General features: G+C 46.7%; 20 protein-coding genes. 10 read left to right on the plus strand and 10 right to left on the minus strand.

Features of this window, described 5'->3' with window-relative positions:
- Position 1 precedes the first annotated feature (1 nt).
- Complete coding sequence (locus BM265_RS07240) at positions 2 to 1114, minus strand: bifunctional chorismate mutase/prephenate dehydratase (protein WP_074960902.1); 1113 nt, start codon at positions 1112 to 1114, stop codon at positions 2 to 4.
- Positions 1115 to 1491: 377 nt separating this feature from the next.
- On the opposite strand from BM265_RS07240, the gene BM265_RS07245 reads away from it, so the two are divergent.
- The gene (locus BM265_RS07245; protein WP_074960903.1) at positions 1492 to 2358 is read left to right on the plus strand and encodes a D-alanyl-D-alanine carboxypeptidase family protein; all 867 of its coding nucleotides are present in this window, start codon (positions 1492 to 1494) and stop codon (positions 2356 to 2358) included.
- A 48-nt stretch (positions 2359 to 2406) separates the two neighbouring features.
- On the opposite strand, the gene BM265_RS07250 is transcribed toward BM265_RS07245, so the two are convergent.
- Genes BM265_RS07250 through BM265_RS07275 form a run of 6 tightly spaced genes read right to left on the minus strand, consistent with a single transcriptional unit; the run spans position 2407 to position 8488 of the window.
- Complete coding sequence (locus BM265_RS07250; protein WP_074960905.1) at positions 2407 to 2841, minus strand: chemotaxis protein CheW; 435 nt, start codon at positions 2839 to 2841, stop codon at positions 2407 to 2409.
- Complete coding sequence (locus tag BM265_RS07255) at positions 2834 to 5257, minus strand: chemotaxis protein CheA (RefSeq protein ID WP_074960907.1); 2424 nt, start codon at positions 5255 to 5257, stop codon at positions 2834 to 2836. The genes BM265_RS07250 and BM265_RS07255 overlap by 8 nt, the downstream gene beginning before the upstream one ends.
- A 29-nt stretch (positions 5258 to 5286) precedes the next feature.
- Positions 5287 to 5679 (minus strand): hypothetical protein, encoded by a 393-nt coding sequence (locus BM265_RS07260; RefSeq protein WP_074960909.1) that lies wholly within the window; start codon positions 5677 to 5679, stop codon positions 5287 to 5289.
- A 9-nt stretch (positions 5680 to 5688) separates the two neighbouring features.
- Positions 5689 to 6504 carry a hypothetical protein gene (locus tag BM265_RS20590; protein ID WP_242940797.1) on the minus strand — a complete coding sequence of 272 codons (816 nt, stop codon included), beginning with the start codon at positions 6502 to 6504 and terminating at the stop codon, positions 5689 to 5691.
- Between the two features lie 14 nt (positions 6505 to 6518).
- On the minus strand, positions 6519 to 8018 hold the full coding sequence (locus BM265_RS07270) for a PH domain-containing protein (protein ID WP_074960911.1): 1500 nt from the start codon (positions 8016 to 8018) through the stop codon (positions 6519 to 6521).
- A complete protein-coding gene (locus BM265_RS07275; RefSeq protein WP_074960912.1) occupies positions 8015 to 8488 on the minus strand; it encodes a PH domain-containing protein in 474 nt (157 codons plus the stop codon). Before BM265_RS07275 ends, BM265_RS07270 begins: the two co-directional genes overlap by 4 nt.
- Before the next feature lie 318 nt (positions 8489 to 8806).
- On the opposite strand from BM265_RS07275, the gene pta reads away from it, so the two are divergent.
- The 3 genes from pta to BM265_RS07295 all read left to right on the plus strand — a co-directional run bounded on the left by pta (position 8807) and on the right by BM265_RS07295 (position 11932).
- Positions 8807 to 9823 carry a phosphate acetyltransferase gene (pta, locus tag BM265_RS07280; RefSeq protein ID WP_074829748.1) on the plus strand — a complete coding sequence of 339 codons (1017 nt, stop codon included), beginning with the start codon at positions 8807 to 8809 and terminating at the stop codon, positions 9821 to 9823.
- Positions 9824 to 10322: 499 nt separating this feature from the next.
- Positions 10323 to 11267: a phosphotransferase family protein gene (locus BM265_RS07290; protein WP_074960915.1), complete on the plus strand. Its 945-nt coding sequence runs from the start codon at positions 10323 to 10325 to the stop codon at positions 11265 to 11267.
- 131 nt (positions 11268 to 11398) lie between these two features.
- Positions 11399 to 11932 carry a nucleoside/nucleotide kinase family protein gene (locus BM265_RS07295; RefSeq protein WP_074960917.1) on the plus strand — a complete coding sequence of 178 codons (534 nt, stop codon included), beginning with the start codon at positions 11399 to 11401 and terminating at the stop codon, positions 11930 to 11932.
- A 154-nt stretch (positions 11933 to 12086) separates the two neighbouring features.
- On the opposite strand, the gene thrB is transcribed toward BM265_RS07295, so the two are convergent.
- Together thrB and BM265_RS07305 are read right to left on the minus strand one after the other, a co-directional pair.
- On the minus strand, positions 12087 to 12980 hold the full coding sequence (thrB, locus tag BM265_RS07300; protein WP_074960919.1) for a homoserine kinase: 894 nt from the start codon (positions 12978 to 12980) through the stop codon (positions 12087 to 12089).
- Positions 12981 to 13005: 25 nt separating this feature from the next.
- Positions 13006 to 13626, minus strand: a complete 621-nt coding sequence (locus tag BM265_RS07305; protein ID WP_074960922.1) for a TIGR04100 family radical SAM protein — start codon at positions 13624 to 13626, stop codon at positions 13006 to 13008.
- Positions 13627 to 14011: 385 nt separating this feature from the next.
- On the opposite strand from BM265_RS07305, the gene dtd reads away from it, so the two are divergent.
- From dtd to BM265_RS07330, 5 genes are read left to right on the plus strand one after another with little or no spacing between them, the layout of a single operon-like run.
- Entirely contained in the window at positions 14012 to 14476 is a 465-nt protein-coding gene (gene dtd, locus BM265_RS07310; RefSeq protein WP_074960926.1) for a D-aminoacyl-tRNA deacylase, read from the plus strand.
- A gap of 3 nt (positions 14477 to 14479) precedes the next feature.
- Positions 14480 to 14818, plus strand: a complete 339-nt coding sequence (locus tag BM265_RS07315; protein ID WP_074960928.1) for a hypothetical protein — start codon at positions 14480 to 14482, stop codon at positions 14816 to 14818.
- A gap of 5 nt (positions 14819 to 14823) precedes the next feature.
- Entirely contained in the window at positions 14824 to 15297 is a 474-nt protein-coding gene (locus BM265_RS07320; protein ID WP_074960930.1) for a GNAT family N-acetyltransferase, read from the plus strand.
- Positions 15285 to 16055, plus strand: coding sequence for a CPBP family intramembrane glutamic endopeptidase (locus tag BM265_RS07325; protein WP_074960934.1), 771 nt, complete (start codon positions 15285 to 15287; stop codon positions 16053 to 16055). Before BM265_RS07320 ends, BM265_RS07325 begins: the two co-directional genes overlap by 13 nt.
- Positions 16056 to 16057: 2 nt before the next feature.
- On the plus strand, positions 16058 to 16747 hold the full coding sequence (locus tag BM265_RS07330; RefSeq protein ID WP_074960936.1) for a histidine phosphatase family protein: 690 nt from the start codon (positions 16058 to 16060) through the stop codon (positions 16745 to 16747).
- A 328-nt stretch (positions 16748 to 17075) separates the two neighbouring features.
- Here the strand turns inward: BM265_RS07330 and typA are convergent, their stop codons facing one another.
- Complete coding sequence (gene typA / locus BM265_RS07335) at positions 17076 to 18890, minus strand: translational GTPase TypA (protein ID WP_074829718.1); 1815 nt, start codon at positions 18888 to 18890, stop codon at positions 17076 to 17078.
- A 378-nt stretch (positions 18891 to 19268) separates the two neighbouring features.
- On the opposite strand from typA, the gene BM265_RS07340 reads away from it, so the two are divergent.
- On the plus strand, positions 19269 to 21218 hold the full coding sequence (locus tag BM265_RS07340) for a dockerin type I repeat-containing protein (RefSeq protein WP_074960938.1): 1950 nt from the start codon (positions 19269 to 19271) through the stop codon (positions 21216 to 21218).
- Positions 21219 to 21310: the final 92 nt, after the last annotated feature.

Raw genomic sequence — 21310 nt, forward strand, 5'->3', positions numbered from 1 at the left:
CTTATACCTCCTTATAGTTGCCTAAGAATTTGAAATAATTCAGTTCATGTGAAAGCTCGCTGAGGAGCGTTGTTACTTCTTTTTTGCCGATATCGCCCTTGAAATCCAGATAGAACATAACATCGAATTCCGTGTTGGCTATGGGCATACTCTCTATCATTGTCATGTTCAGACCCGCCACCGAGAACTTTGTCAGCAGTCTGTAAAGGGATGAGGACTGGTGTGGCAGTGCCAGGCATACCGATATGGTATCGGCATTATCCGACTTGAAAGTCTCGTGGGATATGAGTATGAACTTGGTGTAATTCTCCGCCGCATTCTGCACGCCGGTACGGAGTATCTCAAGACCCAGTTCCTCAGCGCATTTTTCGGAGCATATCGCCGCACAAGGCTCCGTGCTTTCCTTTACATAGCAAGCCGCAAGGGACGTATTCGAGAAGCTGTGCGCCTTGTATGCTCCCCTGTTTATCAGGTCGGAACACTGTCTGAGCGCCTGTTCATGTGAATATACATCGTGTATATCCTCGAGCCTTACGCCTTTTCTAGCCGCAAGGCAGTGGGAAATCTTCAGCTTTGTCTGTGCGCATATCTTGAAATCGTACTGGCGCATGAGCTCGTAGGTCTGCACCACAGAACCCGCAGTCGAATTGATTATAGGCAGTATGCCGAATTCAGCCGCACCCGCCGAAACTGCCTTGAATATCTCCTCAAAGCTGTCAAAGAACATGGTGTCAGCGTCCTCGAAAAGCTCACTGCACGCTATGTGGTTGTATGAACCGAAAGTTCCCGGTACAGCCACCCTGTGCCTGCCAGAAAGGTCAAGCCTCTTGAAAGGGATAAAGCCCGTATTATCGAACATTTTACGGTATTGCAGACATTTTGATATATCCATCATCGTCTGGAAATACACCCTTGTGGCACCCTTGAGTTCATCGGGAGCACCCTCAGTCACCTGGGCGATTACCTGCTTCTCCCTGTCCTTTTGAAAAACGGGGAGACCGTTCTCTATCTTATAATCGGCTACCTTGCCGCAAAGCTCCATACGCTTTGTAAAAAGCTCCTGAAGCTGCTTATCTACGTCATTTATCTCTGCTCTGATATCGTTCAGATCCATATTTATCACCTGCAACACATTATTATTCAACCCTTATTTTACCACATTTCAAAGAATTTTGCAATAGTTTTGCCCCAATTTAGGTATCCCTCACGCAAATAATTATCCTAGAAAAATCCCGAAAAAGCAATTATTGACATAGATATCGATATGGTGTATAATATATCCAAACAAGCGCAGACACAGTGTTTTCGCGGTATAAAGCTTTAAAGGAGCAGATACCGTGCTGACCTGCATATGCCAAAATGCGGCGGCGACCTGCTTTTCAGTTATTGCGATTTCAAATGCACATCCCACAGGATCTATAAATCACAAAAGAAGGACAAACTTGTATAACACCCCGCAAGGGGAAAAATCTTACAATGGAGGCATAGAAAATGAAAAAAGGAACAAAACTCATCATTTCGGCGGCTGCGGCTGTTACAGCTGCGGTCATCACAGGCACTATGTGCGCATTTGCGGCAGAAGCGGGCAACGGCGATGTCAACGGTGACGGCAGGGTCAACATCACCGACATAACCCTCACAGCGGCATTTGTAAAGGGCAAGAGATTGCTTTCCGCCGAAGAAATGGCAGCGGCAGATGTCAACGGCGATGGCTCCGTAAACACCACGGATATCACAAGGATCGCAGCATTTGTAAAGGGCAAGCGTAATCTCGACGGTTCCGAATTCAAGAAGGACCCCGAACCTGAGCCTGAGCCCTCAGGTCCTGTTATCGAGGTCAAGAACGGAGTTACATACGTCAATGGCATACTTGTAGTAAACAAGAGCTACGCTCTCCCCGAGAATTACGGCAACGGTCTTACAGCCGAGACCCAGAAAGCGTTCAACAATATGCAGGCTGCCGCATGGAACGACGGCATATCCCTAAATATATGCTCGGGATTCAGAAGCTACTCCTATCAGAGCCAGCTTTACTGGAGCTACGTGAACAGAGACGGTCAGTGGGCAGCTGATACCTACTCCGCAAGACCGGGACACTCCGAGCACCAGACAGGACTTGCCATCGATATCAACAATGCAAGCACCTCTTTCAACGGTTCACGCGAAGCCCAGTGGATAGCCGCACACTGTGCAGACTACGGATTCATACTGCGCTACCCCTACGGCAAGGAGGACAAGACCGGCTTTATGTACGAATCCTGGCACGTAAGATACGTCGGCAAAGACCTGGCAAGAAAGATAACCGATTCTGGGCTCTGCCTTGAAGAATATCTGGGTATAGACTCCTACTATCACTGATACATATAATAAACGGACGGAATGCAGAATGCTTTCCGTCCGTATTTTTTATGTCCTTGCAACAGCCCCTGGGTCGAGTATGGATATCTTAGGCTTGTCTTCGCGGATAACGAATCCCTTCACCAATCCGTTATCCACAGGTGAACGTGCTATCATTTCGGCAGTGATGTTCTCAACATCGCTGACCCTGTCCACCACCAGACCGCACTGCATGGTGTTGACCTCGATAACTATAACACAGCTTCTGTCATCGTACTCCCCCTTTGGAAGTCCCATGCGAAGCCTGAGATCCATAACAGGCACAGCTTTTCCGCGGTGGTTCATCAGCCCCAGCACATAGGGCGGAGCGGTGGGTATCAGGGTGAATTCGGGCATCTCGATGATATCCGCCACGCTGAGTATGTAAAAGCCGTAATGCTCCCCACCTGCGGTAAAGGTCAGCAGCTGACCGCCGTTATCAAGAAGTTCGTAAATATCAGCCATTTGCAGCCTCCTCCCCTGTTTCACCGCCCAGCAGCGAGAACATATCGAGTATTATGGTCATGCTGCCGTCACCAAGTATGGAACAGCCCGCAAGACCCGCTTCTTTCAGGTGAAGTCCGTCAAGCAGCGGCGAGAAAGGCTTTACCACCACCTGCTGATCACATACTATCCTGTCCGCCAGCAGTACCGCTTCAAAAGCACCCTCGCGGCAGTATATGCATATGCCCTTTGTGGGGTCGGTGATGTCAGTTTCCAGCTGAAGCTTTTCGCCCAGCCTTATCAGCGGCAGACACTTGTCCCTGAGATACACGAACTCGTTGCCGTCAGGGTCGGTGATGACACTTTCCGCCTTGCAGGAGAATGCTTCTCTTACCGATAATGCAGGTATGGATATACTGCTGCTGCCTATCTCAACACTCAGCACATCGACGATAGAAAGGGACAGGGGTATCCTTATGGTAAAGGTACTGCCCTTGCCAAGCTTTGAGTTGACTGTCAGCTTTCCGCCAACCTTTTCGATGTTCTGCTTGACAACGTCCATGCCAACGCCGCGTCCGCTGTACTGTGTGACAGTTTCGTTGGTGGAAAAACCCGCGGCAACAACAAAATTGAATATCTCCCTTTCGGTGTATTCGCTCTCGGGCTTTGTCAGCAGACCGTTCTTTTTTGCCTTTGCCATTATCTTTGCAGCATCCATGCCCGCACCGTTATCCTTGCAGGATATCACTACCTCATTGGATTCATACCCCGCACTCAGCGTAACGGTAGGCGGATTTTTCTTGCCTGTCGCCGCACGTTCCTCGGGAGTTTCAATACCGTGGTCAACAGCGTTCCTGACTATGTGCATCAGCGGGTCACCCAGCATATCGATTATGGATTTATCCACCTCGGTATCCTCGCCCCTGAAAACCAGATTGGCATTCTTTTTCAGGGTGTTGTTCATATCGCGGACTACCCTGTTCATCTTCTGGAAAGCCGTGGATACAGGCACCATTCTCAGGGACATTACAACGTCCTGAAGTTCGTCCGTTAGCTTTTTCAGCTCGCGGGAGGACTTGTTGAAGCGTTCAAGGTTGGTATCAAGGTCTCTCAGGTCGGGAGAGGAAGTAACAGCACTTTCAGCGATAACTATTTCCGAAACAAGATCAAGGAGCTTATCAAGCTTTTCCAGCTTGACAGTGAGCATACTCTGCTCTTTTTTCTGAGCCTTGACTGCAGGCTTCTGTGACTGATCGGCAGGCGCTTTTGGCTCTTCCTGATCTTCGGCGGGAACTTCCGCTGTGGATGTGCTCTCTGCTTTGGGTGCTTCTTTCGCTAAGTCGTTCTTATCGACCTTGTCAGCGCTTTCGACATTGATACCGCTTTGCAGCATCTTTTCAACCGCGGCAGTATCATCGGTGATGAGCTTTATGTAAAGTCCGTTCTTCTTGATGGCATCATCAGCATCATCGCCGTCCATATCAGGCGGAACAGTTCGGCAGACCTCTGATACAGTACCCAGCTTCCTCAGCAGTACTATCGCCCTTGCAGATGGCATTGCACAGCTTTCGCTGTATGTCACCCTGTATGTCAGAAGTTCTTCGCCCTCATCAGGCAGAAATACCCCCTCGGGGATATGCACCTCAGGAGCACTTTTGCTTTCTGCACCGCCCGCTCTTGCTTTCAGTTTGTCTCTGGTGAACAGCTCGAAGTTTTCAACATTCAGCGCCGAAGAAAGCACCTTTTCAACAGCATTGCGGTCATCGGTCACAAGCTTTATGTAAAGCCCCGCGTTCTTTATCTGACCATCGGCGTTATCGTCGTCCATATCCGCAGGGAATGTCCTGCACACCTCGGCAAAAGCTCCCAGCTTGCGTATCAGCACTATAGCCCTTGCTGACGGCATCTGACAAGCTTCATCATAGGTGAGCTTGTATGTAAACATATCCGAGGGTTCGTTCTCATCAAAGATATCGGCAGGAATATCAGAACTCTGTTCCTCAGCGGTACCGCCCTCGCCCTTGAAATACGCCGCAAGGTTGTGTATATGCCCTATCATCTCAGAAAAATCGGTAAGCGGTATATCCTCATCTGTAAGATTTTCAAGCTCGGCTTTAAGGGCATCACTGCTTTTGTAAAGCAGATCGAACAGTGCCGCCTTGTCCGTGCGGACATAGGTCTTCTCGCGTATAATGAAGAACATATCCTCCATCGCATGGGCAAGGGTGGACATATTCTGCAAACCCATCATCGCCGCCGAACCCTTTATAGTATGCATGGTGCGGAATATCTCTGCTATATCGCTCTCCTCTATCATGGATATCTCTTCCGCCTGCTCGGCACGCATGAGTATCTCGTCAAGGTTTTCAAGCAGTTCGCCCGTTTCAAATAAAAAGGTATCGACCATGCTTTCCATGCTCTCATCAAATTTTGGCATATACTATCACCGCCCGTTTTTTCAGTGTTTTATATCGAATCAAAAAATCTCTCTGCGTATATCTCCTGCGCTTTGCTGTCGGGGAATATATCCGCTCCCGCAGGGTCGAATATCCCAACTGCGTTTTTCATCGATGGCTTTTCACCAAGCTTCACAAGATACACCCTGTCGCTTCCCGCCATCATACCTGACTGCAAAGCATTCACCAGCGCACCTGCACAGCACATACCGTACCCCGCCGAGAGAAGAGCGTCCCTCAGCTTTCTGAAAGCCGTAAGATAATCCTCGTCCTCACCAACGAAGACTTTACTGTCTTTTTCCAACCTGAACTTTATGACCTCACCGTTATCGTCCTCTGTTACAACGATATCACAGTAGGTATCATCATCAAGTTTTTTCAGCTTAACAGTATATTCTTCCATAGTCCCCTCCTAGTCCGTGGCAGATGCGGCTATGACCACAAATCTGCCCACTGCTCTGTCATATATGGTATGATACAAACAGCCCCACCATTCGTTCCCGTCATCAAAATATTCCGACCAGTCATGGCTCCAGCTGTAAATCTCGGTGTCCTGTATCCCTTTCGGGAACAGCATGGAGTTTATTCGCCTGAAATCCTCGGAATTATAGTGCGAACCGTAGGGCGGGTCGATAAAGGCGCGGTAGTATCTGTTCTTCTGCGGGAAATCAGGGTCACCGAAAAAATCTTCCGTGCTGACAGCTTCACACTTCATCATATCCGGAGCATAGCTTAATGCATATCCATCGTCTGCCACACTTAGATTATTAAACATCTCCATAGCGAACAGCGCCGCATTCCTGTGGGATTTTTCGCCCTCATAAGGCTCATCACTCTTCATGATAAAATACTCTATAACACTTTCATCATAGCCCTTATAGACCTTTTCAAAAGATTCATCTCTTATGAGGGTCATGCCACTGCTTTTTTCAAGCTGTGGAGTGACATCTTCCTTTTTAACCTCGAACCATGTTTCTCCGTCTTCGCTCTCAACATCATCGGGATATCTTGTATCGATAACATAATAGCTGTCATTTTCTTCCTTGATAAAGCACCTGACCACACCCTCACGCGGGCAGGTATCGTCCGTATCATCATAAGCGAATATAGGCAGTTTATCTTTAAAAACGTGCACCTTCCCAAAGCGGTCGGTGAGCTCTGCTTCCGCACACATGGGGTATGTGCCGTCATCGGTTATCTTTGTTATTATCACTCTAGCCTCTGCCATACTGTATCCTCGTACTATATATTTTCCATAAGACCCGCTTTCTGCATGGCACGGGTCAGCTTTTCGTAATTCATCCCCTTTACCACATGGCGGCTTGAACCCTCTGCCGAAGTATATACGTAAAGGTGACAAGTGCCGTTCATCCGCTGAAAAGGATTTCTCCTTATCACTATCTTGCTTATCCTGTCTATCCTGACAGAAGCCCTGTGAAAACGATAGAATCTGCAATATGAGAGCATACAGTGTCCGCCGTCAAAGCCCACCGCCGTATGAAATGCCGCGTTGACCTTGACTATCACCAGCCACACCAGCGGCACAACGGATATCACCGCCAGATTTGTCAAAGCGCTCTTCCAGTCGGGGATAGTTTTTACTACCATCTCAAAGCGCGGTATCAGCCTGCAAAGGAATTCATATATCGCTCCCGGCAGAAGACATATCAAAAGCGGCAAAGTCACAAATCTTCTGATATCTCCCCAGCCTGTGCGCACATCGTATCCCACCGAGGGCATATTCGGCATAAGCAGTCTTACGGAAGTTTCAGCCGAGATAGTCGTGGTTATAGGCACCAGCGCCGAAAGTTCCAGTCTGCGCTTGCCGTAACCCGTGCAGTGCAACTGCACCGAACATATGCCGAAAAGCTTCATGAACATGGACTGCTGATAATCGATATAATTTATCCTCTCACGCATTATGATATGCCGCCGCTTAGTGCCCTTGCCGCTGCTTATAAGCAGCATATCCGCACACCGCGTACAGCTGAATCCCCAGTGCCGCATAAGGTTCGATACAAATGATACAAACCAGCTGCCCGCTACCACCAGCGCCGCAACTATCAGATACTTGGGTATATGCAGTGTCATTTTTTCCAGCTGAGTATTCACCTTTGCCAGAAATTCTTCCTCTATCTCACGCCCGACTATCCTGTATGCCTGATATATGAAAGTCAGCGTAAGCAGCATACCCGAAAGTGTGGAAGAAAAAAGCAGCGAAAATATCAACAGACTTCTCTTCTGAGTGTTGAAAATATACTTAGGCTTGTTGCGGCATCGCTGCGTGGCAAGCTCGTATATCCTGAATGCCTGTTTCTGACTGATATCCAGCCGTATATCCGTATTCTGTATGCTTTTTGCGTCAGTATCGATATAAACCGTACACGCTCCCAAAAGCCTGAAAATATACCCCTGACACAGTGACATTGAAGACATCTCGCTGAAATACACCTGTGTCTTTTCAATGCCGAAATATCCCGTATGGGCGATTATACTGTCTTCTTCTATCTCGAAGTATATGAACACCCACCGCAGTATGCCGTATCCGAATATCACCGAGAGTGTAAGTATATCCACCCAGTTGGTCTTTACCCAGCTCTGAAAATCGAACTGCGTTGCGATAAGGTATTTCGCCAGAGGTATCAGCAGCAGCCAGAGATACTTCGCGATATACATTATGATCTTTACAGGGTGCTGCCGCCGCCTGAAAAAACCGCGTATGCCCTTGTATTCGTTTATCATGCGTCGATCCTGCTCCTGATAGAATTGTTGACCAGATTCGCTATCTCCTCAGCGTCGCGCCTGTTGAGAAAGGGTATCACCAGCCGCGAACCCAGCGCGTTGAGTATTATGAAATTCATACCCGTCAGCCTGCCCAGAGGAAGCAGTATGCAGGTAACAGATTTCACCGCCGAAGTCAGCATGAACTGCTTTGATGTTATAAAAAGCCCGCTTTTTGCGGTTATCTCCTTGTCCGATACGGTGTAGCCCGCCTTATGGAAATAAAATGGTAGCACAAGCACGGCGAAAAGCGCCGCAATGACCCACAAAGGCAGCAATACATAGTAATCCGCAAATTTGCTGTGAATATGCGCGTACTTCTCCATAAGGTCAAGCACCAGGTTCAGCGCGAACCTGATGAAAAAAAGTATAGCACCCAGCAGCGCATATATAAGCGCCAGCGGTCTTTTTGAAAGCTTGTAGATCTTCATATCCTCTGCTCCTAAGTTATGGTAAATGTATACTTTTATGGCTTTTCCCGCCTGTGCCGACAGTTATACATATTAAGTATAACACATTTCCCCCTGCTTTACAAGTACAAAATCAAAAATAATTCACAAATTATAATTTATAAATCATAATTTTCGACATAAATATAATTATTTCAGTCCGATACAGAACACAACACCACCTCACCTGCCAAACAATTATGATTTGTGAATTATGAATTACCAAAGGGGTTGAAATATTGCGGAAAGTGTGTTATAATCATAAGGTAAATTTTGATTTTCTCATGGAGGTTTAAAATTATGGGAATGTTTGATAAGCTGATAGCTAATCTCAAGGCTGAAAAGAAAACTATCGTATTCACCGAGGGCAGCGATGCCCGTATACTCAACGCTGCTGACAGACTTCTGAAAGAGGGTCTGATGGGCGTTATCCTCTGCGGCAACGTTGACGATGTAAAGTCCGCTGCTAAGGCAGGCGGCTTCAATATCGATGCTGCTGAGATCCTCGATCCCGAGACTTATCCCGAGATGGACGCTCTCGTTGCTCAGATGGTTGAGCTGAGAAAGGGCAAGATGACTGAGGAAGAAGTAAGAGCAGCACTGAAGAAGTCCAACTACTTCGGCACAATGCTGGTAAAGGCTGGCAAGGCTGACGCTCTGCTGGGCGGCGCTACTTATTCTACCGCTGATACAGTAAGACCTGCTCTCCAGATCATCAAGACCAAGAAGGGCAGCAACCTGGTAAGCTCCTCCTTCATCCTTTTCAGAGAGAAGGACGGCAAGGAAGAGAAGATCGCTATGGGCGACTGCGCTATCAACCTGGGCTACACCGACAGACTCGACAAGGAAGGCAACGTAGTTCTCTCCGCTGCAAGACAGCTGGGTGAGGTAGCAGTTGAGACTGCAAGAACAGCTGCATACTTCGGCATCGACCCCAAGGTAGCTGTACTGAGCTTCTCCACCTACGGTTCAGGCAAGGGCGGCACTGTTCAGCTGAGCCACGATGCAGTTATCGAGGCTAAGAACATCGACCCCGAGCTGGTTATCGACGGCGAGTTCCAGTTCGACGCTGCTGTATCCGCAGAAGTTGCTAAGACAAAGTGCCCCGACAGCAAGGTCGCAGGTCAGGCTAACACATTCATCTTCCCCCTCATCGAGGCAGGCAACATCGGCTACAAGATCGCTCAGAGACTTGGCGGCTATGAGGCTTACGGTCCTATACTCCAGGGTCTGAACGCTCCTATCAACGACCTCTCCAGAGGCTGCAACGCTGATGAAGTTTACAAGATGGCTATCATCACCGCAGGCATGGCTTGATAGTAAAGCAGTATAATTACCAAAAACAGCCACTGCCATAAAGAGCGGCGCTGATTTAGATGTTTTTCGCCATAGTATTTCCGATGTCAGGTCAGAAGTACTATGGCGTTTTTATTGACAGTGCTGAGATGCTGTGATATAATTGTTACTAACATAAACCGGAATTTAGAGGTGTAGATTATGAAAAGACATAATCAAATATCTTATTGGCGAGATGTAGATATTTCACTTTGTTTTTTCAATGCTTTGGTGTGCGGAGTCCTTAGCTTTAGTAAACCACTTCACATCTTAGGAGCGATAACTTTTGTATTGATGCTCATACCAATAATCGGTAGAAAGCTATACTCTTTGGAAAAGCCAGTACCCAAATATATAAAAGCAATGATGATACTGACTCGAATCTTTCTTTTGGTTTTGTTGCTTGCTGCCGTTATTTCGATTCTTTTATATCTTAAAAGATGGGATTCTCCATTCTAAATTCTGATTTAGGAGAACAGACATGAAAATAAAAATCGGAGTTTATAGGCAGGTGCTTAGATTGGACGATAACATTATATCCAAATTATGCAAAAAGTGTTTTTCTGAAATTCCGCAATCAATTGAACGATGTTCGGTAGGACAAGGCAACTATGTCTTTATTGTTCAATTAACTGATACAACGTATGTCATTCGGTGCAGTCCCGAAAAGAACGCTTACAATGATACAGTATATTGGTTGGAGAAATTGGCATTTATAGAAATTCCTATCCCTAAAATCGTTGCCAAAGGCGTATTTGAAGATACCGAATATATTATCCTTACATATTTTGAAGGAAAGGATATCGGACTTGTATATTCACTTCTTAGTGATAAGGATAAGAGGACTATTGCAAGTGAAATTGTGTGCATTCAGGAGCGTGTCGCAGCATTGGAATTAGAAGATATTCCTTCCGAATGGACATGGCACTCCGAAATTAATTATATGCTTGACCGAGCTGAAGAGCGTATTGCGGCAAACGAATATTTTGATATTGAAAAAGTAGATAGACTTCGCAAATCAGCAATAGCTTTAGATAAGTATTTTGACAGAATAGAGCCAATAGCATATTTAGATGATGTAAGCACTAAAAATCTATTGATACATGACGGGCATATATCCGGGATAGTTGATATAGATTGGATAGGCATCGGAGATAGGCTTACTTATGTTGCACTAACAAACATTGCTCTCCTGAACATGGGATATGATACAGATTATGTAAAATACATTCTGAAAGAAATGAATTTGAGCAGTATTCAGAAAAAAGCATTTTTGTTTTATTCACTTATGTACTGTGTTGATTTTATGGGCGAGCGCGGAATGCAGTTTACGGATAAGTATATAGAGGTAAACGAACAAATTATTGACAGACTTAACAGTATCTATGACTTGCTTTGGAAAGAATTTGAGGAACACAGTCATTGAAATATAGTGATAAATTCTGATTTCACTACTTACAGACCCGCCGTCACACAAAACTTTAATGCTCCACTTACCAATAATAGGCGGATACGAGCCGCCCGCCCGAGGGCAAATTCTGATTTAGGAGAACAGACATGAAAATAATAGCGATCGGAGCCGTCACAGCAGGCGGAAAAACAACTGTTGTAAACGCATTAAAAGCCAGACTTCCAAGAACAGCATCACTTCACTTTGATGATTATACGTTCGACGGAGAACCCGATGATCTTACTCAATGGGTATCGAAAGGTGAAGAATTTTATAATGTATGGGACTTATCACCATTAAAAGCAGATGTTGAAAAGATCATCAACAGCGGAGAATACGATTATCTGTTGCTGGATTATCCCTTTGCATATCAGAATAAAATGATGAAAGACTATCTAGATTGCTGTATATTTATTGATACGCCGTTAGATATCGCAATGGCACGAAGAGTGCTCAGAGATATGAAAGATGCTTCTGCGGATGATATTCGCAATGAAATGCATACCTATCTGAAATTTGCAAGACCTTGTTATGTTGATATGCTGACAGAAATTTTGCCTGACTCTGACTATGTGATCGACGGTGCAAAAGAACTTGAAACGATCATCAATGAAGCAATGGAGATCATTTTAAAATGCTAGATACTGATCCGGCTTAGTAACGAATAAACATACTTTTATATGGGTATCTTTTTAAAGATGTCATCAGACTTCTTTATGGCTGTTTAGTTTCGTAATAACAAATATACAAAATAATGCGGTCGCATACGATGGGATGCGACCGCATATTTTCGTATCATGAATCTATCAGAACAGTGCCGTCGTTATCGATGGCAAGTTCCTTTACCTGCCAGCCGCCAAGTCCCGCATTGTCCAGCGAGAACTTCATCTTGCCCGCAAAGTACTGATTATCAACATCAACTATCGACATCACGGTAGGACCCGCGCCGCTTATGTAGCTTGCATACGCACCGTGAGTGTAGGCGATATCAAATACTTCCCTGCAGCCGGGGATAAGCTCCATTCTGTAAGGCTGATGAAGCTTGTCATGCACAGCCGTCCTCAGATTCTCAAACTTGCCTGTCAGCAGTGAAGCCGAAAACAGCGCCGCTCTGGAAAGATTGTATACCGCATCCTTGTGAGAAACTTCCTTTGGCAGACAAGCACGGGCTTCCTCGGTCTTCAGCTCAAAATCAGGTATCATAGCCACAAATTTCAGCTTTGTGTATACCTCCTGCTTTACCCAGTGGACTTTCCTGCCATCGAACACCGCCGTAACTATACCGCCCAGCAGTGCAGGTGCCGTGTTGTCGGGATGACCCTCTATCTGCGCCGCAAGGTCAACAAGGTCGTCCTTTGTCAGCGGGTCGCCAAGCATCTTGTTAGCCCCCACAAGTCCCGCGATTATGCAGGCTGAGGATGAACCAAGTCCCCTCGCCATGGGGATATTGTTGGTCTGACGAAGTTTCAGACCCTCCAGCTTCTTACCGCATACGGCATACAAGTCCTTGGCGGAAAGATATATCAGATTTCTCTCATCACAGGGAACCGCGATATCATCAGATGAAGCGATATCGATAATATCGCTCTCCTCCATCTCAACATAGTTGTAGTAATTAAGCGCAAGTCCCAGCGCATCAAAGCCCGCACCAAGGTTAGCCGAGGTTGCGGGTATCTTAATGTTTATCATTTTACTTCCTCATTTCCAAAGGGAATCATTTTGTTTCCAGCGGACGAACTCTCAGCGTCACGCCTATGCTGTCAGCAACAGCCTGGGATTTAGCTATCTCCTCTTCACCGATAACATCGACCACAGTGAGTATAACATTGGGCACATACTTTTTCATTGTCTCAGCGAATGAGAGCATCTCCGCAAAGCAGTCCTTGTCAGTCCACTTCGGGCGGGTTATCGCCATATAAGCCTCGCTGTCCGAAGCGTTAAGGCTGATGGAAACAGTATCAATAAGTCCCTTGAAATCCTGCTCGGTCTTTCTTCCGTGTATCAGGTTCGCCAGACCGTTTGTGTTGAGCCTGATAGGCGTATCGCATACCGAGCGAATATACTCAGCGGTTTTCAGCAGGATATCCAGCTCGCTTGTAGGCTCACCGTAACCGCAGAATATTATCTCCTTGTAAGAAGAAAGGTCGCGTGTTTTAAGGTTTTCGATGACCTCATCATAGCTTGGCTGATGTTCCAGCCACAGCGGGTCGGAGCCATAAGCGCCGTCATCATTCTGTCTCAGGCAGAAAGTGCAGGCACAAGGACATTTGTTTGTGATATTCAGATAAAGCTTACCCCATAGCTCGTAGGATATGGTCATAGCCGTTTTTTTCATTACTATCCCTCCGAAATATTTCATGATCTAAGTATAGCACATTCTGATATAAAAGTAAAGACCTGACATAACACACCCCAGAGGTAAACTGCCAAGGAAACAAAGCGCGCGGTTTATGCGACTGCGTCGGCATATGCTTCGCGCCAGCAGGCTTACGGGGAGTTTGAGGGGCGAAAACTCGCAAACTACCGACTACAAGCAAATAACCGCCTACCCGAACTTATGATAAGCAATAACATGATCACGCGTATTTCTGAGCGTTTTGAGAGGTGTGGGAGTATTGCAATTTCTTTAAAAATATGTTAAACTAGGGTGTGTTGACATTCAAAAAAAATGACCGCACTTCAGATACGGCAGGCGGTCAAAATATCATTGAGGTGAAAATATGAAGGTAATTATTCAGCGCGTGAATTATGCGCGGGTGGCAGTTGACGGCAAGGTCGTCGGTGAGATAGGCAAGGGTTTCCTGATACTGATGGGCGCAGGTCACGGGGACGATGAAAAGGATTGCGAAAAGCTGGCGGACAAGGTCTGCAAGCTCAGGATATTTGCGGACGAGAATGACAAGACCAATCTCGCACTGAACGACGTGGGCGGTGATATACTCTGCGTCAGCCAGTTTACGCTGTATGCTGACTGTCACAAAGGAAACCGCCCCTCTTTCGTAAATGCTGGTGCCCCCGACAGGTCGAATGAACTGTACGAGTATTTCTGCAAATGCTGTAATGAGCGCATAAACGGCAAGGTGGAAAAAGGCATTTTCGGCGCAGATATGAAAGTCAGCCTTGAAAATGACGGACCTTTCACGGTGATGATAGAGTGTGTGGACGGAGAGATACTAAGGGACTAAGGTATGTACTGCAAGCTGTATATCCATGCGCCATCCTCCGAAACTGTGGCGCAGCTGCTTGAAAAGCACTTCGGCAAAGCCGAAAAAAAGCGTCGGGACTGTTATTTCAAGGACTTTGAAATAATGCTGAAAATGAATGAGGAAGCCGACAGTAAGAAAATGAGCCTGCCCTCTGAGGGCTTTCTTTATTATGAGGTCATGGCGGAGACAGAATTTTACAGAGAGCATATCCCGCTGACGGACAGTATACTGCGCCTGCTGCGTGAAAACGGTATGCCTGCGGTGGCAGCCTGCGACTATGAGCAGGAGCTGAAAGAACGAAATATCACAAGTATAGGGTGAAGTGTATGGAATATACGGTAAGACCGCTGAAAGAGAGCGAATATGGTGTACTGGACGATTTTCTCTATGAAGCCATATTCATCCCAGAAGGTATGGAGCTTCCGCCGAGGGATATCATCAAAAAGCTCGAATTGCAGGTGTATACCGAGGACTTCGGCACACGCAAAGGCGACTACGCCCTTTGTGCTGAATGTGAAGGCAGGATAGTCGGGGCGGTATGGACACGGATAATGGATGATTATGGTCATATCGACGATGATACACCATCATTTGCGATATCGCTGTATAAAGAATACCGCGGTCTGGGCATAGGCACGGCACTTATGACTGAGATGCTGAAAGTCCTGAAAAATGCTGGCTTTGCAAGAGCTTCGCTGGCGGTACAAAAAGCAAATTACGCTGTTAAGCTTTACAAAAAAGTCGGGTTTAAGATAGTAGAAGAAAATGATGAGGAGTATATAATGTTATGGGAGTGCTGAAAGATAAACGCCTTTGCGGTATAGCATCAGGGTTAATGGTGGAGATCGTTTTTGTATCGATATCGCTGATAGTTGCACTGAACTTTCTCAAAGGTACATCGTGGTACATATTCAGCAGTGCTTTAAGACTGGTGTTCGGGCTGGCGGTACTTTATCTGCTGAAAAAGCTTTACGGCAAAGACGCAAAGGAAGTTTTCAGGTTCCATCACCCAAAAGCGGCATTTGCAGCAGCTGCGGGATTTCTGCTGTTTTTTGTATATACCGCAGTATCTTTCTGCGTGGGCGCAAAGACTGTGACGGGACTTACTGCGGGTCCGCTGATATCGCGGGTGATATTACAGCAGCTGACCACAGGCTTTTTTGAAGAGGTACTGAACCGCGAACTGATGTGCGAGGGATACAGGTACACCAAGGGCGGAACGGCGGTAAAACTTGGGTTTGCGACATTTTCATCTGTCATATTCGGACTGATACATATACTGACGAACTGGGACATTACCAGATTCATAGAAACAGGCATAATAGGCTTTGCATTTGCGGTGGTTTATTTGCAGACAGGCAATATACTACTGCCGATGATACTTCATTTTGTTTATGACATCATCATCAATCTGGGAAGCTATACTGAATGGAAAGAAACAGAGATATTTTCAACAATGCTGTCGTTGAGACCTGCGGCGTATGCGGTGATGTTCGTGTTATCGCTGATAGTTCTGTTCAGAAAAGAAAAAAGTGGAAAACATATCAAACGGAGGTAAATATGAGGATACTTATACTCAGGCACGGTGAGCCCGATTATGCTAAGGACTGCCTTACAGAAACAGGTATCGCGCAGGCGAAGCTGCTGGCGGAAAGGCTTGCGGATGAGGATATACGTGACTTTTATGTTTCACCTATGGGCAGGGCGCGTGAGACCTGTGCGGCGACACTGGAAAAATATCCCGACAAGCAGGCAGAGGTCTGCGAATGGCTTCACGAGTTCGACCTGATGTGGGATAATCCCGACAGCGGCAAAAAGGAAATGGTCTGGGATGTGCCCCCCGACTACTGGACTGAGATACCCGAATTTTACAAAAAAGACGGCTGGTACGAGCACCCCGCCATGAAAGCGGCAGGCATGGGCGAGCGTATACAGGGCGTAAACGCAGGAGTCGATGCAGTGCTGGCGAAGTACGGACTTATCCGTAACGGCAGGCATTACGAAGTAAAGCAGAAGTGCGATGACACCATAGCGATGTTCTGCCATTTCGGGGCGATGTGTGCGGTCACGGCGCATCTGCTGAATATATCGCCGATGATAGTATGGCAGGGCTTCAATGCGGATTTCACTGCGGTGACGGAGCTTTGCACCGATGACAGATACGGCAGCAAGGCGAATTTCAGGATATGCACATTCAATGACACGCATCATCTGAAAGAGCACGAGAGAGGTCAGTTGAGTGCGAAGTGATACGACTGGCAGCCACCGTATACGGTGGCTGTTTTGGGTATCTTAATGCCGAGGAGATAATGCGAGCAGTATATGTTTCTATTATGTTAAGCACTATGGTAGACAGGGTCGCCCATGACGGGAGCGGCAATATTTTTACGCATATAGAAAGAGCGTGGACAGTTGTTTTGTCCACGCTCGATTTTTTGTTAGCTGTGACTGCGACGACCGCGTGCCGCGCCTTATTTGACATGGTCGATTTTTCGCTGTTCTATTTCAGCTCTTTTACTTGGCATTCTCCGAGGAATTGTAAAACCCGCGCCCATGCCGACAATTTTGAATTAAAAAATTACATCTTCGCTCTGTCTTTAGCTCTCTGCTGATTGCTCAGAGTTCTCTTTCTGATACGTATGCTCTTGGGTGTTACCTCCAGCAGTTCGTCATCAGCCAGGAATTCCAGTGCATCTTCCAGCGACATATTTCTGGGCGGGATAAGACGCAGTGCATCGTCAGAACCGCTTGCACGGGTGTTGGTCAGATGCTTTCTCTTGCAGACATTTACTACCAGGTCATCAGACTTTGGTGATGCACCGACTACCATGCCCTCGTATACCTGAGTGCCGGCTGTGATGAACAGTTCGCCTCTCTCCTGTGCATTGTACAGACCGTAGGTAACTGCCTCGCCTGTCTCAAATGCAACCAGAGAACCCTGTGCTCTCTTGGGGATATCGCCCTTGTAAGGCTCGTAACCCTCAAATACGGAGCTCATGATGCCCTCGCCCTTTGTATCGGTAAGGAACTCGCTCTTGTAGCCGAAAAGTCCTCTTGCGGGGATAAGGAATTCAAGTCTCATTCTGCTGCCGATAGGATTCATAGCCTGAAGCTCGCCCTTACGGCTGCCCAGCTTCTCCATTACAGAACCAACGCAGTCCTCGGGAACGTCTATAACAACTCTCTCGATAGGTTCATTGAGCTTGCCGTCTATCTCACGGTAAAGTACACGGGGAGTGGAAACACCCAGCTCGTAACCCTCACGGCGCATATTCTCGATGAGTATCGAAAGATGCATCTCACCTCTGCCCGCAACACGGTAGGTATCAGCATTGTCGGTCTCGGATACTCTCAGGGATACGTCCTTCAGCAGTTCCTTGAAAAGCCTGTCTCTGATGTGACGGGTAGTAACGAACTTGCCCTCTTTACCAGCGAAAGGCGAGTTGTTAACGGAGAATGTCATCTCAACGGTAGGCTCGCTTATCTTTACGAAAGGCAGAGGCTCAAACTTGCCGAATTCGCAGATGGTATCACCGATGGTGATATTCTCGATACCGCTGATGCAGACGATATCGCCTGCCTTAGCCTCGGTGCAGGGAACTCTGTTAAGTCCCTCGATCTGATACATGGTAACTATCTTGCCGCGGTATTCCTGCTTGGTGTTGTGGAAGTCACCGATGGAAACGTCCTGATTTACCTTCATAACACCGCGCTCAATTCTACCGATAGCGATACGGCCAACATACTCGTTGTAGTCGATAGCGGATACCAGATACTGCATACCGCCCTCTTCCTCGACCTCGGGAGCAGGTACATAGCTGAGTATCATGTCAAACAGAGGTATCATATCGGTACCGCCGTCCATGGTCAGTGAAGCAGTACCGTCTCTGCCCGAGCAGAAAAGTACAGGGCTGTCCAGCTGCTCATCGGTAGCGTCAAGGTCGAGAAGGAGTTCGAGAACTTCCTCAACTACCTCTTTAAGACGAGCGTCGGGACGGTCGATCTTGTTTACAACGATTATGATCTTGTGACCGAGCTCCAGAGCCTTCTGCAGAACGAAACGGGTCTGAGGCATAGGGCCTTCAGCAGCATCTACCAGCAGAAGAACGCCGTTTACCATCTTCAGTACACGCTCAACCTCACCGCCGAAATCAGCGTGGCCGGGAGTATCGATGACGTTTATCTTAACGTCATTGTACTTTATAGAAGTATTCTTCGCAAGGATAGTGATTCCTCTCTCACGCTCGATATCATTGGAGTCCATGACTCTCTCTTCAACAGCCTGATTCTCTCTGAACGTACCGCTCTGTTTGAGCATCTGGTCTACCAGTGTGGTCTTGCCGTGGTCAACGTGGGCGATTATAGCCACATTACGCAGATCTTCTCTTACCATTTTTCTTCCTCCCATTTTCTGCAGAAGTTTTTTCCTACCTGTTACTTATTTATTCCCATTTTTTTAATTGAGCCCAAACTTCAATAATTTGGGACCTTTCTGAGGGCACTGTAAAGTGCAATTTAACGAAATGCCCCAAACAGCAAAATAACCCTGCGCTCAGCGCAAGGTCACTTTCAGACAATATATTATAGCATATCATAATAAGTTTGTCAAGCATTGTTGGATTATTATTTTTCATTGACTTTTTGAACAATATGTGATATAATTAATTCAAGTTACGACAGTGCCAAGACTGTTCCGCAAAGGATCATGATCGATTTGCTGTCTGTACATACTTATTATAAATCATATACATCCAAAGGAGGTAAGGTCAATATGCAAACCACACCAAAAACCACCCAAAAACGTATCCTGAGCGTTGTAATGTCAGCAGCCATGACATTTACCATGCTGCCATCAACAGTATTCACTGCAGGCGCATCACCTGCCGAAAACGCCCCCGCAACGACCGGCACAAACGATCAGTACTATTTCTTCGCTCAGCCGGGAGATATAGACCTCAAAGAAACAGAGAGTGGGCTTGCCACCGCAGCTGTATCATTTGATTTTGTAAAAGCAGAGCTCATAAGCACAGACGGCAATACGTACAGCAGGATATACGAAAGCGGAGAAGACCCACGGATAGTTAATTTTGCGGTCTACCCAAACATGGCAGACAAGGAACTGAAAATAAGGGTGTTCTACTCTGAAACAGGCTATATCGAGACGGATATATTCACCGTCAACGCCTACATCGTCACATATAATCCCCTTCAGGTCACTCTTTCTAATACAGATCACAAGGGCACAGCTGTATTTGAAACGAACTTTGAACCCAAATTCGCAGAAGTATATTTCTCCGGCGGTGCATACATACGGGATGCCGTTGTAGAAGGCAACAAAGTAACAGTACCCCTGACAGAGAACGAAGAAGAACAGTCGTTAGAGGTGCATATCTACTACGGCACATATGCGACCGACTACATAACATCATATGTTTCTGTTTTAAAACCGTTTGTCCCAGAGTTTGACAGCTATATCCTCAACACCGTCATTCCCGAGGGCGAACACGAGACTACAGTATGCGGCGAGCTGGACTTCGGCTGCGATAAGTTCGAGGTATACTGCGGCGATGAGGTAATATATACCTCTCCGGAAGATACAGAATTTGACTGGAAGATCCTGGCTCCCATATCGGAAGAATATATCGGCAAGGAGCTGTTCATGAGGGCTTATATCCTGATCGAGAAGGATGAACCTTACGTAGTGGTGGATTCCGAGCCTTTCCACGTAGTCAAAGCAAGCAGCGAGCACCACTTCATCAAACAGCCTAATGATATGGATATCACAAAAGACGGAATCACCAAGCTCTCGTGGGCAGTTGACTTTTCTCCTCTCGAGACCGCGATCATATGGGAAGGTAGCCTGTACAGCTCTCTTTCCGACCCCAGGCGGAACACCATTGACGCCGATGACTGGTTTGCTTCTTTTAATTCGGACGTTTACAGGATAAGATGCTACTACGGCGCAGGTTCAGAAGATTATATCGACAGTGCCAAATTCACCAGCACATCACCTGAGTTCACCTCACAGCCCGTCGGCGGATATATCCCCACAGGCGAAATGATGAAGATAGAATGGAAGACCAACTTCAAGCCCGTAAAACAGGAACTTTACGCAGACGGCACTTTCTATAAGACACTCAAGCCCGATGCTACCTCCGCCGAGCTTGACGGCGCAGGCGTTCACTGCTACGAGATATATTCATACTATATGGACGAAGAAAGCGCATACATAGTCAGCAACCAGTTCTCTGTCAAACTCACCGACAAGCCCATATACAATATCGCGATAGATGATAATATCTACTTGTATAATATGACAGCAGAATCATACTCACTCAGTGCAGTTGAGGGCGATGAACTATATGTATGCTATCTGGGCAACATAGATACTTTTGACAGATGGGACGGTATGCTCTCAGGTGTTACATTCGGCAACGAATTTGACATGGAAACAAGCTTCAAGATGCCCGCAAACGATGTCACTCTCAAGTACCTGAAAAAGGCAGCTGAACCCGACGGTATGCTGGGCGATGTAAACGGCGACGGCAGCATAAACGTTACCGATATCACGCTGACAGCTGCTCATGTAAAAGGCAAAAAGCTCCTTAATTCCCAACAGATGGCACGCGCAGACGTTAACCGCGACGGCAAGATATCCGTTACCGATATCACCAAAATAGCGGCTCACGTAAAGGGCAAAAAGCTCATAGTACAGAAATAATGATATCATAATTCAAAAACCGGCGGACGATCAGTCTGCCGGTTTTTGGTATTGAAGAAGGCACTCCCGAATAACGGAAGTGCCTGTGTTGC

Origin of the sequence: Hominimerdicola alba, from assembly GCF_900112155.1 — a bacterium.
Taxonomy (GTDB): domain Bacteria; phylum Bacillota; class Clostridia; order Oscillospirales; family Ruminococcaceae; genus Hominimerdicola; species Hominimerdicola alba_D.

Coding starts and splice junctions, on each gene's coding strand:
- BM265_RS07250 (WP_074960905.1), bottom strand. CDS start 2,841: ATGGCTGATATTTACGAACTTCTTGATAACGGCGGTCAGCTGCTGACC.
- thrB (WP_074960919.1), bottom strand. CDS start 12,980: ATGATAAACATTAAGATACCCGCAACCTCGGCTAACCTTGGTGCGGGC.
- BM265_RS07340 (WP_074960938.1), top strand. CDS start 19,269: ATGCAAACCACACCAAAAACCACCCAAAAACGTATCCTGAGCGTTGTA.
- BM265_RS07305 (WP_074960922.1), bottom strand. CDS start 13,626: ATGAAAAAAACGGCTATGACCATATCCTACGAGCTATGGGGTAAGCTT.
- pta (WP_074829748.1), top strand. CDS start 8,807: ATGGGAATGTTTGATAAGCTGATAGCTAATCTCAAGGCTGAAAAGAAA.
- BM265_RS07240 (WP_074960902.1), bottom strand. CDS start 1,114: ATGGATCTGAACGATATCAGAGCAGAGATAAATGACGTAGATAAGCAG.
- BM265_RS07315 (WP_074960928.1), top strand. CDS start 14,480: ATGTACTGCAAGCTGTATATCCATGCGCCATCCTCCGAAACTGTGGCG.
- BM265_RS20590 (WP_242940797.1), bottom strand. CDS start 6,504: ATGGCAGAGGCTAGAGTGATAATAACAAAGATAACCGATGACGGCACA.
- typA (WP_074829718.1), bottom strand. CDS start 18,890: ATGGTAAGAGAAGATCTGCGTAATGTGGCTATAATCGCCCACGTTGAC.
- BM265_RS07270 (WP_074960911.1), bottom strand. CDS start 8,018: ATGATAAACGAATACAAGGGCATACGCGGTTTTTTCAGGCGGCGGCAG.
- BM265_RS07275 (WP_074960912.1), bottom strand. CDS start 8,488: ATGAAGATCTACAAGCTTTCAAAAAGACCGCTGGCGCTTATATATGCG.
- BM265_RS07255 (WP_074960907.1), bottom strand. CDS start 5,257: ATGCCAAAATTTGATGAGAGCATGGAAAGCATGGTCGATACCTTTTTA.
- BM265_RS07295 (WP_074960917.1), top strand. CDS start 11,399: ATGAAAATAATAGCGATCGGAGCCGTCACAGCAGGCGGAAAAACAACT.
- BM265_RS07330 (WP_074960936.1), top strand. CDS start 16,058: ATGAGGATACTTATACTCAGGCACGGTGAGCCCGATTATGCTAAGGAC.
- BM265_RS07320 (WP_074960930.1), top strand. CDS start 14,824: ATGGAATATACGGTAAGACCGCTGAAAGAGAGCGAATATGGTGTACTG.
- BM265_RS07260 (WP_074960909.1), bottom strand. CDS start 5,679: ATGGAAGAATATACTGTTAAGCTGAAAAAACTTGATGATGATACCTAC.
- dtd (WP_074960926.1), top strand. CDS start 14,012: ATGAAGGTAATTATTCAGCGCGTGAATTATGCGCGGGTGGCAGTTGAC.
- BM265_RS07245 (WP_074960903.1), top strand. CDS start 1,492: ATGAAAAAAGGAACAAAACTCATCATTTCGGCGGCTGCGGCTGTTACA.
- BM265_RS07325 (WP_074960934.1), top strand. CDS start 15,285: ATGGGAGTGCTGAAAGATAAACGCCTTTGCGGTATAGCATCAGGGTTA.
- BM265_RS07290 (WP_074960915.1), top strand. CDS start 10,323: ATGAAAATAAAAATCGGAGTTTATAGGCAGGTGCTTAGATTGGACGAT.